We start from the raw sequence: 16,693 nt of genomic DNA, 5'->3' as shown, positions 1-16,693 counted from the left end.
GTCACAGGATCGCGAAGCCGGTCCACACGGAGGAGAGGCCGCACAAATGTCAGCTCGTACACCCGAGGCCGAGCCACTGCTTACGCCCGCTGAGGTCGCCACCATGTTCAGGGTCGACCCCAAGACCGTCACGCGGTGGGCCAAGGCGGGCAAGTTGACGTCGATTCGCACCCTGGGCGGTCATCGGCGTTACCGGGAGACCGAGGTTCGGGCACTGCTCGCGGGCATCCCGCAGCAGCGTTCGGAGTAACCAGAGGGTCGTCACTGACGAACCTCAGGGGGGTTGAGGGGTGGACCAGGCTGACACTGAGCCCGGTCCACCACTGCTGGAGAGTTGGCGCCGCCCGCCCGGCGCCATCCTCACCCCAGACGCTGCATCAACTCCGCCACGGCGTCGTCGTGGGTGGCGGCCACCCCCAGCAGCGCCACCATGTGGGCGACGAGCATCCGCTCGAGCGTCGGACGCTCGATGTCGCGGTGTTCCAGCCAGTCGAGACCGGCCGTCTCCACTGAGGCGATCCACGACCGGAGCGTTGTGCGCAGCACCGGGCTCGGCTCCTCGACGCCCATTTGCTTCTGGATGAGGCGGAAAAGCCGCCGCCGCACGCCGTCCACGATCTCGCCGACCTCGCCCGTCCTGTTGGCGGGGCCACCGCGCAGCAGCGCGGCGAATCCGGCCGCGTGCTCCTCGACGAAGTCGAAATACCGCTTGAGCCCGGAGGCCAGCTCGTCCAGCGGCCGGCCGCCCCCCTGGGGGCGCAGCCGGGACTCCAGCTGCTCCGCCGCGCTCTTCAGCGCGGCCACGTAGAGCTCCTGCTTGCCACCGAAGTAGTGGTAGACCAAGGCCCGCGAGGCGCCCGCCGCCGATGCCACGTCATCGATCGAGACGTCCTCCGCGTCGCGGGTGCTGAACAGCTCCAGAGCGGCCGCCATGAGCTCCTCACGCCGGCGGTCCACGCTGAGCCTGCGCCGCGTCGGCCGTACCGTCTCGCCGGACTTCCCGCTTGTCACATCTGCACAGTATCGAATGGCTGACGTGTGGATATCCGGTCAATATCGGCATCCATGCGTCAATCAGTGACGGAGGCCGTACCCTGCGGCTAACTCGATCGTTTGGTCAGACAGGTGCCCGTATCCGCCTCGCGGGGGAGACACATGTCAGGACCGCCCGTCAACACTTCAACTATCGCTGAGCTCAGAGAGGTAGATGCCCTGCCTCGGCCCAGACCCACCATCCGTAACGTCGCCGAGCGAGCCGGCGTCTCAAAATCGCTGGTCTCTCTCGTGCTGCGCGGATCCCCGCACGTGAGCGAGCATCGGCGCCAGGCGGTGCTACAGGCCGCCCGCGAGCTCGGCTACCGGCCGAACGCGGTCGCACGCAGCCTGGTCGAAGGCCGTACACACCTCGTCGGCGCGCTCGTCGCCGATCTGCACAACCCCTTCTATGCCGAGTTCCTCGACGGCCTGCAGGAGAGCCTGCACGGCGACGGCCTGCGCATGCTGATCGGGAACAGCCAGTGGGACCCGGCGTTCGAGGACGAGGCCGTGGAGGCCTTCCTCGAGCTCAGGGTCGACGGGCTGGTCCTGCTGGGCATCCCGCCGACCAGCGAGACGCTGATCGAGGCCACCGCCTACACGCCGACCGTCGTCGTCGGGGAACGTGACATCGAGCTAGACAGCGTCGACATCGTGGTCGACGACGATCAGCTCGGCGCCCGCCTGGCCATCGACCACCTGGTCGAGCTCGGCCACAAGCGCATCGCGCACATCGAGGGCCCGCGCTCGTCGCGCTGCGAGGGATATCTCGTGGCGATGCGCAGGCATTCGCTGGCGCCGTACATCATGGTCGAGGCCGCGGACTCCTCGGAGGACGGCGGCCGGCAGGCGGCGATCGCGCTGCTGACTCGCGACCCCAGGCCCACGGCGATCTTCGCCGCCAATGACGTGGTCGCGCTCGGCGTGCTGTCCGCCGCGAGCGAACTGGGCCTGACCGTGCCGGATGACCTCTCCGTGGTCGGGTACGACAACACGCACCTGTCGGCCTCCCGGCACATCTCGCTGACCTCGGTCGACCAGCCCCGCCGCGCGATGGGCAGGTCGGCAGCCGCGCTGCTGAGCGACCGGATCGGAGACCCCGCCAAGGTCGCCCGCATGCGCGAGATCCGCCCCGAGCTGATCGTCCGCCGCAGCACCGGCAAGGCTGATTGAGGAAACTGCAAAGCAGGCTGCCGCTACGGGGGCCTGCTAGAGCAGGATTCGCCCAAGGCTGGGTCAAGCCGCGTGGCGCCGTGGCCGCGCGGCGGTTTACTCGGCAGGGTCATGCTATTTGTGGCTGGATCCATCCGGCCACGATCTGATCCGGGGGAACAGTCATGCGTGATCCGGAACTGGTGTCCTGCGCACAGCGCGCGGCGGCCGAACTCGAGCGCGCCTGGGGGCACTGGCGCGCGGGCAGGGGGCGGGCGGTCGACGCCGGCGCCGAATCCGTCGCCAGCTACGTCGCCCACTCCCTCGACCATCCGTGGGGCCGCCCCCGCGTCGTCCTCGGTCTCGACGCCGAGGACGCACGGGAGCTGGCCGCCCTGCTGGATCGTCAGGAGGTCGGCGCACCGGGGTTCTCATAAGGGCGCACCGGGGTTCTCATAAGGGCGCACCGGGGTTCTCATAAACACGGTTCGAGTACCGGGTTTGACGTAACTTGGAGCCCATGCGTGCTCTTCCAGCGTCAGTACTCGCCGTCTGCGGCCTGATCGCCTCCGCGTGCGGCGGCACCGGCTCCGGTGGCGCCGCGGCGGGTCAGGCCGCTCCCGCGACCGCCGTGCAGCAGCAGGCTCCGGCGAAGGAAGCACTGCCGAAGGGCAAGCCGCTGGACGGCAAGGTCGTGGTCATCGACCCCGGCCACAACGGCGGCAACCGCCGCGACCCGGCGGCCATCAACCGCAAGGTCAACGTGCTGACCAAGTGGAAGCCCTGCGACACGACCGGCACCGCCACGAACGACGGCTACAGCGAGGCCGCTTTCACGTGGGACGTCTCCACCCGCCTCGCCAAGATCCTCAAGAGCCGCGGCGCCACGGTCGAACTGACCAGGTCCAGCAACACCGGCGTCGGCCCGTGCATCACCGAGCGCGCCGCGATCGGCAACAAGGCCGAGGCGGACGCCGCGATCTCCGTGCACGCCGACGGCTCGGCCCCGGGCAACCGCGGCTTCCACGTCATCATTCCCAAGAAGATCAACGGGCCCGTGGACAAGGTCGTGGGCAAGTCCAACAAGCTCGGCCTGGCCGTACGCGACGCCTTCGCGAAGGGCACCGGCCTGCCGTACTCCACCTACATCGGCCGCGACGCCCTGAGTCACCGCAACGACCTGGGCGGGCTCAACCTGTCGACCGTGCCGAAGGTCTTCATCGAGTCCGGCAACATGCGCAACGCCGTCGAGGCCGCCAAGTTCCGGGACCCGAAGTTCCGGCAGACGATCGCAGTGGCGCTGGCGAACGGATTGCAGCACTATCTCGAAGCATGATTCCTCGCCCTGAGCTGCTCACCCACTTGTCCGCCTCTTATGAACTGACCGCGGGCGCGACCGTGTCCGGCGATCTGGTGGACGCCGTGCGCCTGGCCCTCCCCGTGCTCGACCTGCGTCCCGGCGACTCCGGTGAGATCGATGTACGGCGGGATCCCGCGCTGGGCGAGGAGGCGTACCGGCTGACGGTCGGCTCGCGGGGCATTGAGATCGTGGCCGGTGGGCGGGCCGGTGCCTACTACGCGGCGCAGTCGCTGCACCAGCTGCTGCCCGGCAGCTCTTACCGGTCCGCTGGGCCGGTGTCGGGCTCATTCATCGGGCCCGTGCCCGGGGTGCGGATCGAGGACGCGCCGCGGTTCTCCTGGCGAGGGCTGCACCTGGACGTGGCCCGGCATTTCTTCCCCAAGCGGGAGATCCTGCGCCTGGTGGACCTGATGGCGATGCACAAGCTCAACCGGCTCCACCTGCACCTGGTGGACGACCAGGGGTGGCGGGTGGAGAGCCGGGCCTACCCGCTGCTGCACGAGGTCGCCTCGTACCGGCCGCGTACGGCGATCAACTATTACCGGGAGCCGGCGGCGTACGACGACGTCCCGCACGGCGGCTACTACACGCTCGACGACCTGGCGGAGATCGGGGCCTACGCCCGGGCGCGCTGCGTCACGATCGTTCCCGAGATTGACGTGCCGGGGCACGCGTCGGCGATCCTCGCGGCGTACCCGGCGTTCGGGGCCACCGGCGAGCGGCACGACGTGCTGGACCGGTGGGGCATCTCCCCCGCCATCCTGTCGCCGCTGCCGCCCACCGTCGAGTTCCTGACCACGATCTTCGACGAGCTGATGGGAGCGCTGGGCGAGACGCCGTACGTGCACATCGGCGGGGACGAGGTGGTGCTCGACCATTGGGCCGGGTCGGCGGAGATCACCGCGTACCGGGATTCGCTGGGCCTCGCCACCACCAACGACCTGCAGGCGTGGTTCTTGCGGCGGCTGGCGGACGTGCTGGCCGAGCGGGGGGCACGGGCCGTGGTGTGGGATGAGGCGTTCGTCAGCGGCGGGCTACGGCAGGACACCGTCGTCATGCCGTGGCGCGGCATGGGCGTGGGCCGGCGCGCCGCGGCCGCCGGCCACGACGTGGTGGCCACGCCGGTGTTCCCGCTGTACTTCGACTACGCCGAGTCGGCCACGGCCGACGAGCCGATGGCCATCGGGGACGCGATCACCGTCGAGGACGTGGCCGCGTTCCGGCCGGCGCCCGGGGAATGGACGGATGAGGAACGCGCGCGGGTGGTGGGGGCTCAGGCGCAGTTGTGGACCGAGCGAGTGCCGGACGCCCGCACCGTGGACTACCGCATGTGGCCGCGGGCCTGCGCGCTCGCCGAGGTGGCCTGGTCGGGCACCGGCCAGGAGGGTTTCTCCGGACGACTGGAAGAGCACCTGGGGCGGCTGGACGCCATCGGGGTGGAGTATCGTCCGCTCGCCGGGCCGCACCCGTGGCAGCGGCGGCGGCCGCACCGGCCGAGCGGCGTGCGGGTGGCCGACGTGATGGCCCGCATCGAGGACATGACGCACGACCCGGAGTCCACCCGGCCGAGCATGTAGCTCAGAAGGCCGGGCGGTCGTTGAGTATGCGCTGGAACAGCCGGTGGTCCTGCCACTTGCCGTCGATCTCCAGGTAGCGGGGCGCGTCGCCGTAGGGCTCGAAACCGCACTTGAGCAGGACGCTCTGCGAGGCGGCGTTGTGGAGGAGCGTGCTGGCCGCGATCCTGTGCAGGCCGATGTCCTGATCGGCCATCCGGCACACCTCCGTGACGGCTCTGGTGGCCAGGCCGCGGCCGGTGTAGCGGGCGTCCGTCCAGTAGCCGAGGTCGGCGCTGAGCCAGGGCCCGCGGACGATGTTGCTGAGCGTCATGCGCCCGACGATCTCCTCGCCGTCGGCGAACACCCACGGCACCGCCCGGCCCTTGGCCTGCTGCTCCAGGACGTCCTCGAGCCGGCGACGCTGCCCGGGCCGCGTGAAGAACTCCTCGGGCCTGCGGGGCTCCCACGGCCGGAGGTGGTCGCGGTTGCGCACGTAGGCCCGATGCAACGCCTCGGAGTCCTTTTCGGTGGCCAGGCGCAGGACGACGTCGTCTGTGAGTGACACCGCTTCGATCACCGTCCCACGATAGTGGGCTAGGCGGTGCGGCCGATGGCCTCTGTGATCGACTTCAGTCCGTGGCGGCGTACGCGTTTGGCAAGCCGGCGGTGGATGCGAGCGGCCCAGAGCGGGCCGCCGTAGATCCAGCCCGTGTAGCCCTGGACCAGAGTCGCGCCCGCCAGTAGGCGCTCCCAGACGTCGTCCTCGTCCTCAACCCCACCGGCCGACACCAGCGTGAGGCGGTCGCCGACCCGCGCGCGCAGGCGGCGCAGCACCTCCAGCGAGCGGCCCTTGAGCGGGCGTCCTGACAGGCCGCCGGTCTCGCCGCCGTGCTTGATCGTGGTGTTGGTCGCGATGATCCCGTCCAGCCCCAGCTCCAGGGCCAGATCGGCGACCGCGTCCACGTCCTCGTCGGCGAGGTCGGGGGCGATCTTCACCAGCAGCGGAGTGCGGCGGGGCGTGTCGTCCGCGACCTCCTTGACCGCGGTGAGCAGCGGCCGCAGCAGCGACACGGCCTGCAGGTTGCGCAGCCCGGGCGTGTTGGGCGAGCTGACGTTGACCACCAGGTAGTCGGCCAGTGTGGCCAACTCCTTGGCACTGGCCACGTAGTCGGCCGCGGCCTCGGACTCGGGGACCACCTTGGTCTTGCCGATGTTCACCCCGACCACGACGGGCACGCCCCGGGTGCGGCGCAGGCGGCGGGCGGCGGCCGCGGCGCCGGCGTTGTTGAAGCCCATCCTGTTGATCACCGCGTGCTCTTTGACGAGGCGGAACAGGCGCGGGCGCGGGTTGCCCGGCTGGGCGTGGGCAGTGATGGTGCCGACCTCCACGTGCCCGAAGCCGAGCGCCGCGATCGCCTCCGCGCAGGCCGCGTCCTTGTCGAACCCGGCGGCCAGCCCCAGCGGCCCGGGGAAGTGCACGCCGAACGCGGTCAGGCGCAGGACCGGGTCGTGCGGCGCGAGCACGCGGTGCAGCAGCCGCTTGAGCAGCGGCAGCCGCACGAGGAGCGCGAGGGCGCTCACCGTCAGATGGTGCACGGCCTCGGCGTCGAAACGCCGCAAGACCTGCGTGAACACGAGGCGATACATCACGGGTCAGGCTACCAACCCCGCTTCGTGGGCGACGATCGCGGCCTGGACGCGGTTGCGTACGCCGAGCCGGGTGAGTATGGCGCTCACGTACGCCTTCACGGTCCCCTCCACGATGTGCAGCCTGGCCGCGATCTCGGCGTTGGACAGTCCGGCGCCGAGCAGGGCGAGCACTTCGCGTTCGCGCTCGGTGAGCGCCTCGACGCGGTCGCGCGCCCGCGCGCCCCTGGCCATCCTGCCGCCGGAGAACTGCGCGATGACCCGCTGCGCGACCTTCGGCGACAGGTACGCCGCCCCCTGGGCCACCGCGTGGATTCCGGCGATCAGCTCGCGCGGGTCCCCCGACTTCAGCAGGAAACCCGCGGCCCCGACGTCGAGCGCCTTGGCGATGTAGTCGTCCTCCCCGAAGGTGGTCAGCATCACCACGGCCGTCGCGGGCGCCACCCTGCGGATCTCGGCCGCGGCGCCGAGACCGTCGAGCCTCGGCATGCGGATGTCGAGCAGCGCCACGTCCGGGCGGTGGCCGATGGCCAGGTCGACGGCCTGCCTGCCGTCGCCCGCCTCGGCGACCACGTCGAGCGACGGGTCGGTCGCGAGGATCGCGCGTATCCCGGCGCGGATCATGGCCTCGTCGTCGGCGAGGAGAATACGGGTCACTACTCTATAGTGGCCGACATGGCGCAGGTGAAAATGTACGGCCGCAGGGACGTGTGGTCCGGGCGGCAGCGGGAGATCTCGGACCTGATGCAGTCTTGCCTGGTGAGCGCGTGGGGCTTGCCCGAGGACAAGCGGTTCCACCGGTTCCTGCTGCTGGACCCCGACGACTTCGTGTGCCCGCAGCGGGGCGAGCATTATCTGATCGTCGAGGTGGTCTGCTTCACCGGGCGCAGCGACGACGCCAAACGGGCGCTGATCCGGGAGCTCTACGACAAGTGGCCGCACGACCCCGAGGACTTGGAGATCACGATCATCGAGATGCCCAAGGTCAACTGGGGAATTCGCGGCGTTCCCGCTGATGAGCTCACCCTGTCGTACAAGGTGGAGGTCTAGCGAAGAGCTGACTTCGGGCGGACGATATGGTCCGACTCATGAGCACTCACTATGACGTCGTCGTTCTCGGCGCGGGTCCGGGAGGATACACGGCCGCGGTCCGCGCCGCCCAGCTCGGGCTGCGCGCCGCGGTCGTCGAGGAGAAGTACTGGGGAGGCGTCTGCCTGAACGTGGGCTGCATCCCGTCCAAGGCACTGCTGCGCAACGCCGAGCTGGCCCACATCTTCCACAACGAGGCCAAGACCTTCGGCATCAGCGGCGAGGTCACCTTCGACTACGGAGCGGCCTTCCAGCGCAGCCGCAAGGTGGCCGACGGACGGGTCAAGGGCGTTCATTACCTGATGAAGAAGAACGCCATCACGGAGTACGACGGCCGCGGCACGTTCCTGGACGCGAACACCATCCAGGTGAACGGCGAGACGATCACCTTCTCCCACTGCATCATCGCGGCCGGCGCGACCACTCGGTTGATCCCTGGCACGCAGCTGTCCGAGCGGGTGGTGACGTACGAGGAGCAGATTCTCACCGAGGAGCTGCCGCGCAGCATCATCATCGCGGGCGCCGGCGCCATCGGGGTGGAGTTCGCGTACGTGCTGCACAACTACGGCGTCAAGGTGACGATCGTGGAGTTCCTGGACCGGATCGTGCCGCTGGAGGACGAGGAGGTCTCGGCGGAGCTGGCCAAGCGCTACAAGCGGCTCGGCATCGAGGTGATGACCTCCACCCGGGTGGACGGCATCGACGACACCGGTGCCTCGGTCAAGGTCACCGTCACCAAGAACGGGCAGCAGCAGGTGCTCGAGGCGGACAAGGTCCTGCAGGCCATCGGGTTCCAGCCGCGGGTGGACGGCTACGGCCTGGAGAAGACCGGCGTGGCGCTGACCGACCGGGGCGCGATCGCGGTGGACGGGCGCCTCCGGACGAACGTGCCGCACATCTTCGCCATCGGCGACGTCACCGCCAAGCTGATGCTGGCGCACGCCGCGGAGTCCATGGGCATCATCGCCGCCGAGACGATCGCGGGCGCGGAGACCATGGAGCTGGACTACGTGATGATCCCGCGCGCGACGTACTGCCAGCCGCAGGTGGCCAGCTTCGGCTACACCGAGGCGCAGGCCCGGGACCTGGGCTATGACGTGAAGGTGGTGAAGTTCCCGTTCACCGCGAACGGCAAGGCGCACGGCCTGGGCGACGCGGTCGGGTTCGTCAAGATCATCAGCGATGACACGCACGGCGAGCTGCTCGGCGCCCACCTGATCGGGCCCGAGGTCACCGAGCTGCTGCCGGAGCTGACCCTGGCGCAGCAGTGGGACCTGACCGTGCACGAGGTGGCGCGCAACGTCCACGCGCACCCGACGCTCGGCGAGGCGGTCAAGGAGGCGATCCACGGCCTGGCCGGCCACATGATCAACATGTGACTTCCGGGCTCAGGGGACGCGGCCCCGGGTGTGCGGTTCGTGTCGCCGACGGCGATCTCCGAGTCGAGCGTCTGGCCGGCGGCGATCGCTTCGCGCAGGCTCTTGGTCAGGGCGTCGGCCTGGTCGATCAGGTGACGCAGTCCCTCCGTGTCGCCGGTCTGGGCCAGCAGGTCCCGGTATCGTTCATTGCTCTTCTGGAGCTCCTGCACGCGCAGCGCCGCGTCCGCCTCCCGGACGCGGCTCGCGTACGCCTCCAGCTCCCGCACCCGTCCCGCGACCGCCGCCACCGACAGGTCGAGCGCTTCCCGCTGGGCCTCCAGCACGGCGGCGAGCTCGGGCGTCATCACCTCGGCCAGCGCCGCGGCCTGCTCGGCCCGCAGCTCGGTGTGGGTACGCAGGAGGCAGGCGATCTCCCACAGCCGTTCGGGCAGCACGACGTCGTTGGCGATGGCGTCGAGGAGGCCCAAGCGGTGCACCCGGGAGCCGGACACGTCCATGACGGCCTGCCGCGCCCTGGCCAGCAGGTCGAGCGCGGCGCCGTCCAGCTTGGCCGGTACGACGTAGCGGCCGGCGTAGGTCCAGGGCTGGCGGTGTCCCATGCCGGGCCGGGCGACGCCGGCTAAGAGCATCGTGATGATCAGGACCATCACGGCCGACAGCGCGGCCGCCTCGTGGTCGGTCCGGTAGACCGCCGCGGTGAACAGGGCTCCCCCCGCGCCGGTGACCACCATGCCGGCGCGGAAGAACCACCGGACCCATGGCGGCGGGTCGCGGTCAGGCGTCCCGACCAGCGGCGACGGCGTGTTGAGGCGGCGCGCGCGGTCCCGCTTGGGAAGCGTCGGATCCACGATCGGCTCATTGATCCAGTCGCCCATGGGCGGCACCTCCGTCGGGTGGGACACCGGGGCAGGTCGCGCCCACCCCAGGCACGACCCGCGACGCCCTTCGAGCACACCGCGCCGGGACGGGCCGATCCACCAGGCTGGTGTGCGGATGTCGTGAAGATGTCGTGCAGCTATCCTTGGGGGCCGTGTCCCGACTTCCCGAGTTGTACGTCGCCGTCGACGTGGAGGCCGACGGGCCCATTCCCGGCCCGTACAGCATGATCTCCCTGGGCATGGCCGTGGCCGGGCGGGCGGATCTGACGTTCTACACGGAGCTGCGGCCGATCTCCGACGAGTACGTGCCCGAGGCGCTGGCCGTCTCCGGGCTCGACCGCGACCGGCTGCTGCGCGAGGCGCCCCCGCCAGAGGAGGCGATGGCGGCGGCCGCCCGGTGGGTTGACGGGCTGCGGAAGATCGGGCGGCCCGTGTTCCTGGCCGCGCCCGCGGTGTGGGACGGCATGTTCGTGCACTGGTACTTCACCCGTTTCACAGGCAAGAGCCCGTTCGGGGCGACCGGGTCCGGGGTCGATCTGAGGAGCTACTGGATGGGCCTGACCGGCCGCGAGTGGGCCGGGACCCACAGTGGGGACATCAAGCGTGAGCTGGGCCTCGGAGGGCTGCCTCACACGCATCACGCGGGAGAGGACGCGGTCGAGCTGGCTCGGATCTTCGAACAGGTTCTGCGGCGTGCGGCCAGCTGATCGAGGTTCTTACCAGTTCTTCAGAAAGCGCACAGGATCCTCTGAATCAGCCGGGTAAGGGTCAGTGGCATGACCTCAACCACGGAGCGGGCGCCAGGCCACCGCAGGCTCGCCCAAGCAGGCACGATCTCGCTGCGTCTCGGACTCTTGGCACTGGTCGCGATCGGCATCGCGGGCGCCGCCTTCGAGCTCGCCTTCGAACGCCACTGGGGAAGCCTGACCCAGCTGATCCCCTGGGCGGCGCTCGCGCTCCTCGCGCTCGCTCTGGTCATGGCCGCCTTCGGCGACTCCCCGCGCACGGTCACCGTGGTCCGGGTCCTGGCCCTGGTCGTGCTGTTCACGGCGGCGTACGGCGTCTTCGTGCACATCTCGGTCAACCACGGCGCGGGCGGGTCCGACGGCGAGTGGAGCACGCTCTCGCCGCTCACCCAGTGGTGGTACGCGGCCACCAAGACCGTCGGCTTCGCCCCGCCACTCGCGCCCGGCATGCTCGCCCAGAGCGCGCTCATGCTCCTGCTGGCCTCCCTGACGCCGAAGAGGCGGGAACCAGCCGGACTCGGCACCTGAGCTGTCACGGCGCCACGCCGGTCCGCACGGCGCCCGTGACACACATGACTTTGAACGTCTGCTGAACGCGATCTATCCCAAATCGAACTTATCTGCTGTTCTCTGCGTCACATTCAGACAACCCATGTGACTTCTGAGACTGGTGAGGTTCTAGTGGCGTTAGGTCGTACATTCTTCGCGGCGGTCGCGACGATCGCCGTCGCCTTCAGCGCCGACGGGGCCGCGGCGACGGCGGAGCCTCGTGTGGTCGCGCAGGCCGCCCCCGCTCAGGCCGCCCTCGCTCAGGTCGCCCCCGCGCAGGCCGTCCCCGCTCAGGTCGCTCCTACACAGGTCGCCCCCACGTCGGTGAGCGATGATGCCGACGAGGAGCCCGTGTGCGTCCGGATCAAGGGGGCGGAGGCGTGCGTGGGGCCGGACGAGAGCGATCGGCCAGGCATCACGATCGAGGACACGGCGAGTGACAAGCTCCATCCCGCCGTCGAGTACTACCTGAACGGTTACCTCGGCACCCAGTACGTCATCCACAACCTGGCCCGCGAGGGCGAGGTCCGCGGCAGCCGGGAGATCGGGAAGGTCGTGACCTTCCGCGTGGCGGTGTACAAGGGGAACCACCGGGTGCGCTTCGGCCGCTGGAAGACCGTGCAGAATATCGCCAAATATCCGGTCAAGCGGGAGACGCGTGTCACCCCGGCCTCCGCTCGCGCCCGGGCCAAGATCTGCACCTCGACGAGAGGCGCCGTGACCTGCTTCGCCGAGCGGAACACGTACATCTTCGCGTGCGACACACGGGCCGACAAATACCAGGCCCGCGCCGAATACTTCGTGGCCGGCGACCCGACCGCGCGTTTCGAGATCCATCAGCTGGCCGGCGTCAACACCTGCGGCAAGGCCGAGCACGGCGAGCTCGCCATCAGCATGTACCGCGCCGCGGTGTTCGACCAGAACCGCCGGATCGCCGACCAGCTCTACAAGTACAACTAACGTGGCCGGAAGGGCGCGATGATCTCGCGTACCTCCTGTGCGGCGCCCCAGCCGTTGTCGTCGTGGGCGATGTCGCTCAGCAGCTCCCGGAGGTGGAACACCCGCATGCGCTGCTGCCAGCCATCGGCCAGGGACGCCGCCTCGGCGTACGCCGCGAAGAAACGATCGGAGGCAGGTGGGCGGGGCGAGCACCAGAGCATGCTCAGGTCGGCCTCGGCCCAGCTGTAGGAGACGGCGGGGTCGATCAGCGCGGGGCCACCCGCGCGGTCGGCGAGGATGTTCTCGCGCCACAGGTCGCCGTGCGTCAGGACCGGGCGCTGGGGCGGCAGGAGGTCGGGCAGCGCCGCGCAGAGCCGTTCGAGCGATCGGCGCTCCTCGCTGTCGAAGGCCGCCTCCACCAGCGGCTCCGGCAGCCAGCGCAGGATGCGGCGCTGGGCGAAGAAGGCGTGCCCGTCCTCGTCCCAGGTGTTGTCCTGGCGCAGCCGCCCGAGCCAGCCGTCCCGGTGCCAGCCGAATCGCTCACCGGTGACGGTGTGCACGGCGGCGAGCGTATGGGCGAGTTCCTCCCAGAACCGCTCGTCGTCGTCCGGACGCGGACGCAGCGGCTCCAGGACGAGCAGGTCGGGTGTCACCGCCAGCACCTCGGGGGTGCCGCCGCCGGCACCGCGCAACACACGCAGCCCCTCGGCCTCGATCTCGAAGAGGTCGGCCCCGGCGCCGGGCAGCGTCTTCGCGAACACCCGGGAGCCGTCCCGCAGCGTCGCCATGCCCGCCATGGCCACCACCCCGCCGGGGGCCGGGTCGGCGGAGACGGCTTCGAATCCGGCTGCGCGCAGCCGTGCGAGTAACGGATCCATCAGCTCGGCCTCCGGTAGACGAGCAGGTACCGCCAGAAGAGCAACCGCCGGATGGTGGCCCCGGGCAGCAGCGTAGCCGCCTCCCTCCGGACCTCCTCCAACGACATCTCGGGGTGCTTGACCGGCGCCTGCGTTGCCTCCGCCCGCTCCCGCGGCTCCGTGGCGGTGACGGCGAGCCGGGCGGTCGCGTTGGCCGGGATGGCGGCCAGGCTCCAGGCGTAGTCCACGGCCGAACGCTCCGGATAGCAACCCAGGATGGCCAGCACGCCTCCGGTGGTGAGCGCGTCACGCAGCGCGGCGACGGTGCCGAACGGCACGTGGTGGATGCTCGCCAGGCAGGAGATGTAGTCGTAGCGGCTCTCGGGCAGCTCCATCCTGGTGATGTCCGCGTGGTGGAACCGCGGGCCCCCACCCTCGGCCACGGCGGCCTCGATCACCTCCGCCGCCGGGTCCACCGCGTCGACCTCGATCCCGAGGCCGGCGAGCCGCCGCGCGAACCGGCCGGTCCCGCAGCCCACATCCAGCGCGGTCCGGCAGCCCTTCGGCACCCGGCGCAGGAGCGTGCGGTGGTAGTGATCGTTGTGGTTGAACGGCATGCTGTCCTTACGTCCGGTTAGCGGTCCGACCGCGATCATAGGCGTACGCCGAGTCGCGAGCGTGGATCGCGCTGAGATCCGTGCTCCTGCAGCCCGGGCGGTGAAAGTTTCACGTCTGGTTGACGGGTCCGGCGCCCTCCCCTCATGATCATCGTGCCTCCTGGTCAGGAGGGGGCGTCGAGGTGACCGCTGTCCATGGCGAGGAGCGCCGATGCCGAAGACCCTGTTACGAGCCGCGTCCGCGATCCTGTTGTCGCTGACCGCAATGTCCGCCCCCGCTGCGTACGCCGACGACGAGATCGCGCCCGTCGCGGTGACCGTCAACGCCCGCGCCGCCCTCGCCACCGTCCCCGAAACGGGCATCGGTACGAACCATGCGATCTGGGACACGAACCTGGGTACCAACGAGACCGCCGACCTGCTCAAGGACATGGGCACGAAGGTGCTGCGGTATCCGGGCGGCTCCTACTCCGACATTTACCACTGGGCCGACCACACCGCCCCCGGCGGCTATGTGGCGCCGAACACCGACTTCGACACCTTCATGAGCGGCGTGCGCCGCACCGGCGCCCAGGCGATGGTGACCGCCAACTACGGCACGGGGACCGCCGAGGAGGCCGCGGCCTGGGTACGGCACGCCAACGTCACCAAGGGCTACGGCATCAAGTACTGGGAGATCGGCAACGAGAACTACGGCAACGGCCATTACGGCTCCGCCTGGGAGGCGGACGATCATGCCGACAAGAGCCCGGCCGAGTACGCCCGCCATGTCGTGGCCTACTCCGACGCCATGAAGGCGGTCGACCCGACCATCAAGATCGGCGCGGTGCTGACGACCTCGGCCAACTGGCCCGACGGGCTCGTCGGCGAAGGGGACGCCGGAACCTGGAACAAGGTCGTCCTGTCCATGGCGGGTCCGAAGATCGACTTCGTGATCGTGCACTGGTATCCGGGCTCGCTGGACAAGGCGGGCCACGTACCCGACATGATCCACCTCACCCGCGAGCAGATCGCGAAGTACGCCGGACCCGGCTCCGAGCGGATCGGCATCGCGATGACCGAGTTCAACACCGGAAGCAGCAGCGCAGGCACGACCACCCAGCCCGGTGCCCTGGCCGCCGCCGACGCGTACGCGACGCTGCTGGCGAACGGGGTGTTCACGGTCGACTGGTGGAACGTGCACAACGGCATCGGCCCCGTCAAGGAGGTCGAAGGGCACACCGACTACGGCGACTTCGGCCTGCTGTCGAGCGCGACGTGCAGCTCCGACGGCACGGTCTGCGAACCCGCGCTGAACACGCCCTTCGCGCCGTACTACGCGCTCCAGATGATGAGCAGGTTCGCCCGCCCAGGGGACCAGTTCGTCCGCGCCGCGACCGACCAGCCGAAGGTCACCGCGCACGCCGCCCGCCGCCCCAACGGCGACCTGGCGGTCATGCTGATCAACACCTCGTCCGACACGTCGTACCCGATCGCGGTCGACTACTCCGGCTTCCGCCCGGCGTCGGATGCGGCCACCGTACTGACCCACACCAACGGCGCCACAAGCATCACCACCTCGACCGCGGAAAGCCCGACGCTGCCCCCGCTCTCCCTGACCACGCTCGTCCTGCGCCCCGCCTCCTCCCCAACCGGCCTCCCGGCCGCGCCCGGGCAGCCGGCCGCCTCGAACATCACGGACAAGACCGCCACGATCTCCTGGCCCGCCGCCTCCCCAGGCGCCCGCCCGATCGCCAAGTACGAGATCCACCGCCAGAACGGAGTCATCAGCGAACAACTCGGCGAGACGACCGGCACGTCGTTCACTGTGCACAACCTGAAGCCGGGCACCCGTTACACGGTCAACGTGATCGCCCGCGACAGCGGCGGCGGCCTCTCGTGGTCCTCCGCACCGCTGACCTTCACCACGGGCACCCCGGCCGCCAGCTCCTGCGCCGTGAAACTCACCAACCAGAACGACTGGGGCAGCGGCTACGTCGGCGCCATCGAGATCACCAACAACGGCGCGCCGATCAACGGCTGGACCCTGAACTTCACCTGGCCCAGGCCGTGGCAGAGCCTCGGCAGCGGCTGGAGCGCCGTCTGGACGCAGACCGGGTCGGACGTCAAGGTCGTCAACGAGTCCGGCAACGGCTCACTCGCCACCGGCGGGTCCACCACGATCGGCTTCGTCGGCAACTACAGCGGTCCGAACGTCCTTCCCACCGTCTTCACTCTCAACGGAACCGTCTGCGGGCTCACCTAGCAAACGCGCGGCCCGGCCGGGCAGGCCGGGCCGCGATCACAAGATGACCCGCCCGGCGAGCTTCCCACCGTCCAACGGGACAGCCAGGCAGTACGACGTCCTGGACCTCGGCCAGTCCTCCGCCGCCGGGGCGAGCACGCCGATTCCTACCTCGTCTCTCCTTGACGGCACGTACCGCATCATGGGCCGGCACCCGTTCCGGCTCAGCCGCCGCACCTCGGCGACCCCCGGCCATGGGCCTTCTGGAACCACGTACGTGGTGGCGAACTCCGCCGAATGCGGCACCGTACAGGGCACCACCGTCACGATGAGGTCCACGGGCAGCGGTTCGATGCAGTCACCGGGCCGCAGTTCTGTGGCGTGAAATCGCTCCGCGGCGGGGTGCATGGTCTCCCCCGAAGGGCCGGGCGGAGACGTCACGGTGGAGGACGCCGGCTCGCCGGAACCGGCGAAGGAGGCGCCGCAGCCGAGCAGTGCGCCCGCCAGGCACACGACCGCGAGTGGGTGACGGATCACGAGGCCAGACGATGGCAGCCGGAGATCGCGATGTGGTCTCCAGCACAAATCGAGTCCGTCCCGGCGAGCAGGGGCTGCCGTTTCACAGCAGCCGTCTCTGCAGTTCACAGCAGCCGTCTCTATGCAGT

General features: G+C 69.9%; 18 protein-coding genes. 11 read left to right on the top strand and 7 right to left on the bottom strand.

Translation table 11 applies throughout. The annotated features are described in order from the left end of the window. Nucleotides 1-46 precede the first annotated feature (46 nt). Nucleotides 47-250 carry a developmental transcriptional regulator BldC gene (bldC, locus tag ACTWPT_RS51535; protein WP_013133571.1) on the top strand — a complete coding sequence of 68 codons (204 nt, stop codon included), beginning with the start codon at nt 47-49 and terminating at the stop codon, nt 248-250. Nucleotides 251-360: 110 nt separating this feature from the next. Here bldC and ACTWPT_RS51530 read toward each other — a convergent pair whose 3' ends face one another. After that, complete coding sequence (locus ACTWPT_RS51530) at nt 361-1,011, bottom strand: TetR/AcrR family transcriptional regulator (protein WP_443184911.1); 651 nt, start codon at nt 1,009-1,011, stop codon at nt 361-363. Between the two features lie 144 nt (nt 1,012-1,155). Between ACTWPT_RS51530 and ACTWPT_RS51525 the strand changes: the two genes are divergently transcribed. The 4 genes from ACTWPT_RS51525 (at nt 1,156) to ACTWPT_RS51510 (ending at nt 5,124) form a co-directional block, all read left to right on the top strand. Next, nucleotides 1,156-2,208, top strand: a complete 1,053-nt coding sequence (locus tag ACTWPT_RS51525; RefSeq protein ID WP_443184910.1) for a LacI family DNA-binding transcriptional regulator — start codon at nt 1,156-1,158, stop codon at nt 2,206-2,208. Nucleotides 2,209-2,372: 164 nt separating this feature from the next. Further along, nucleotides 2,373-2,624 carry a hypothetical protein gene (locus ACTWPT_RS51520; protein WP_443184909.1) on the top strand — a complete coding sequence of 84 codons (252 nt, stop codon included), beginning with the start codon at nt 2,373-2,375 and terminating at the stop codon, nt 2,622-2,624. 83 nt (nt 2,625-2,707) lie between these two features. Continuing rightward, nucleotides 2,708-3,523 (top strand): N-acetylmuramoyl-L-alanine amidase, encoded by an 816-nt coding sequence (locus tag ACTWPT_RS51515; RefSeq protein WP_443184908.1) that lies wholly within the window; start codon nt 2,708-2,710, stop codon nt 3,521-3,523. Then, nucleotides 3,520-5,124, top strand: a complete 1,605-nt coding sequence (locus ACTWPT_RS51510) for a beta-N-acetylhexosaminidase (protein ID WP_443184907.1) — start codon at nt 3,520-3,522, stop codon at nt 5,122-5,124. Before ACTWPT_RS51515 ends, ACTWPT_RS51510 begins: the two co-directional genes overlap by 4 nt. Before the next feature lies 1 nt (nt 5,125). Here the strand turns inward: ACTWPT_RS51510 and ACTWPT_RS51505 are convergent, their stop codons facing one another. The 3 genes from ACTWPT_RS51505 to ACTWPT_RS51495 are packed head-to-tail and all read right to left on the bottom strand — an operon-like array spanning nt 5,126 to nt 7,407. After that, nucleotides 5,126-5,680 carry a GNAT family N-acetyltransferase gene (locus ACTWPT_RS51505; RefSeq protein ID WP_443184906.1) on the bottom strand — a complete coding sequence of 185 codons (555 nt, stop codon included), beginning with the start codon at nt 5,678-5,680 and terminating at the stop codon, nt 5,126-5,128. A 17-nt stretch (nt 5,681-5,697) separates the two neighbouring features. After that, nucleotides 5,698-6,750: a quinone-dependent dihydroorotate dehydrogenase gene (locus tag ACTWPT_RS51500; RefSeq protein WP_443184905.1), complete on the bottom strand. Its 1,053-nt coding sequence runs from the start codon at nt 6,748-6,750 to the stop codon at nt 5,698-5,700. Nucleotides 6,751-6,756: 6 nt separating this feature from the next. Then, a complete protein-coding gene (locus tag ACTWPT_RS51495; RefSeq protein WP_443184904.1) occupies nt 6,757-7,407 on the bottom strand; it encodes a response regulator in 651 nt (216 codons plus the stop codon). 18 nt (nt 7,408-7,425) lie between these two features. Here ACTWPT_RS51495 and ACTWPT_RS51490 point away from each other — a divergent pair, with 18 nt between their 5' ends. The 5 genes from ACTWPT_RS51490 (at nt 7,426) to ACTWPT_RS51470 (ending at nt 12,351) form a co-directional block, all read left to right on the top strand. After that, a complete protein-coding gene (locus ACTWPT_RS51490) occupies nt 7,426-7,800 on the top strand; it encodes a tautomerase family protein (protein WP_443184903.1) in 375 nt (124 codons plus the stop codon). A 38-nt stretch (nt 7,801-7,838) separates the two neighbouring features. Next, on the top strand, nt 7,839-9,218 hold the full coding sequence (gene lpdA / locus ACTWPT_RS51485) for a dihydrolipoyl dehydrogenase (RefSeq protein WP_443184902.1): 1,380 nt from the start codon (nt 7,839-7,841) through the stop codon (nt 9,216-9,218). Nucleotides 9,219-10,248: 1,030 nt separating this feature from the next. Beyond that, the gene (locus tag ACTWPT_RS51480) at nt 10,249-10,803 is read left to right on the top strand and encodes an exonuclease (RefSeq protein ID WP_443184901.1); all 555 of its coding nucleotides are present in this window, start codon (nt 10,249-10,251) and stop codon (nt 10,801-10,803) included. 69 nt (nt 10,804-10,872) lie between these two features. Next, entirely contained in the window at nt 10,873-11,370 is a 498-nt protein-coding gene (locus ACTWPT_RS51475) for a hypothetical protein (RefSeq protein WP_443184900.1), read from the top strand. Nucleotides 11,371-11,523: 153 nt separating this feature from the next. Continuing rightward, nucleotides 11,524-12,351: a hypothetical protein gene (locus ACTWPT_RS51470; protein WP_443184899.1), complete on the top strand. Its 828-nt coding sequence runs from the start codon at nt 11,524-11,526 to the stop codon at nt 12,349-12,351. On the opposite strand, the gene ACTWPT_RS51465 is transcribed toward ACTWPT_RS51470, so the two are convergent. Together ACTWPT_RS51465 and ACTWPT_RS51460 are read right to left on the bottom strand one after the other, a co-directional pair. Further along, nucleotides 12,348-13,208 (bottom strand): fructosamine kinase family protein, encoded by an 861-nt coding sequence (locus ACTWPT_RS51465; RefSeq protein WP_443184898.1) that lies wholly within the window; start codon nt 13,206-13,208, stop codon nt 12,348-12,350. The two genes, ACTWPT_RS51470 and ACTWPT_RS51465, sit on opposite strands and share 4 nt — an antisense overlap. Beyond that, nucleotides 13,208-13,804, bottom strand: coding sequence for a class I SAM-dependent methyltransferase (locus ACTWPT_RS51460; protein ID WP_443184897.1), 597 nt, complete (start codon nt 13,802-13,804; stop codon nt 13,208-13,210). The genes ACTWPT_RS51465 and ACTWPT_RS51460 overlap by 1 nt, the downstream gene beginning before the upstream one ends. Before the next feature lie 211 nt (nt 13,805-14,015). Between ACTWPT_RS51460 and ACTWPT_RS51455 the strand changes: the two genes are divergently transcribed. Continuing rightward, entirely contained in the window at nt 14,016-16,049 is a 2,034-nt protein-coding gene (locus tag ACTWPT_RS51455) for a cellulose binding domain-containing protein (RefSeq protein WP_443184896.1), read from the top strand. A gap of 36 nt (nt 16,050-16,085) precedes the next feature. Here ACTWPT_RS51455 and ACTWPT_RS51450 read toward each other — a convergent pair whose 3' ends face one another. Beyond that, nucleotides 16,086-16,565: a hypothetical protein gene (locus tag ACTWPT_RS51450; RefSeq protein WP_443184895.1), complete on the bottom strand. Its 480-nt coding sequence runs from the start codon at nt 16,563-16,565 to the stop codon at nt 16,086-16,088. Nucleotides 16,566-16,693 lie beyond the last annotated feature (128 nt).

The sequence above is a fragment of the Nonomuraea sp. 3N208 genome (assembly GCF_052245935.1).
Lineage (GTDB): Bacteria > Actinomycetota > Actinomycetes > Streptosporangiales > Streptosporangiaceae > Nonomuraea.
Note: the sequence above shows the minus strand (reverse complement) of the source record. Positions and strands in the feature narration are given on the sequence as shown.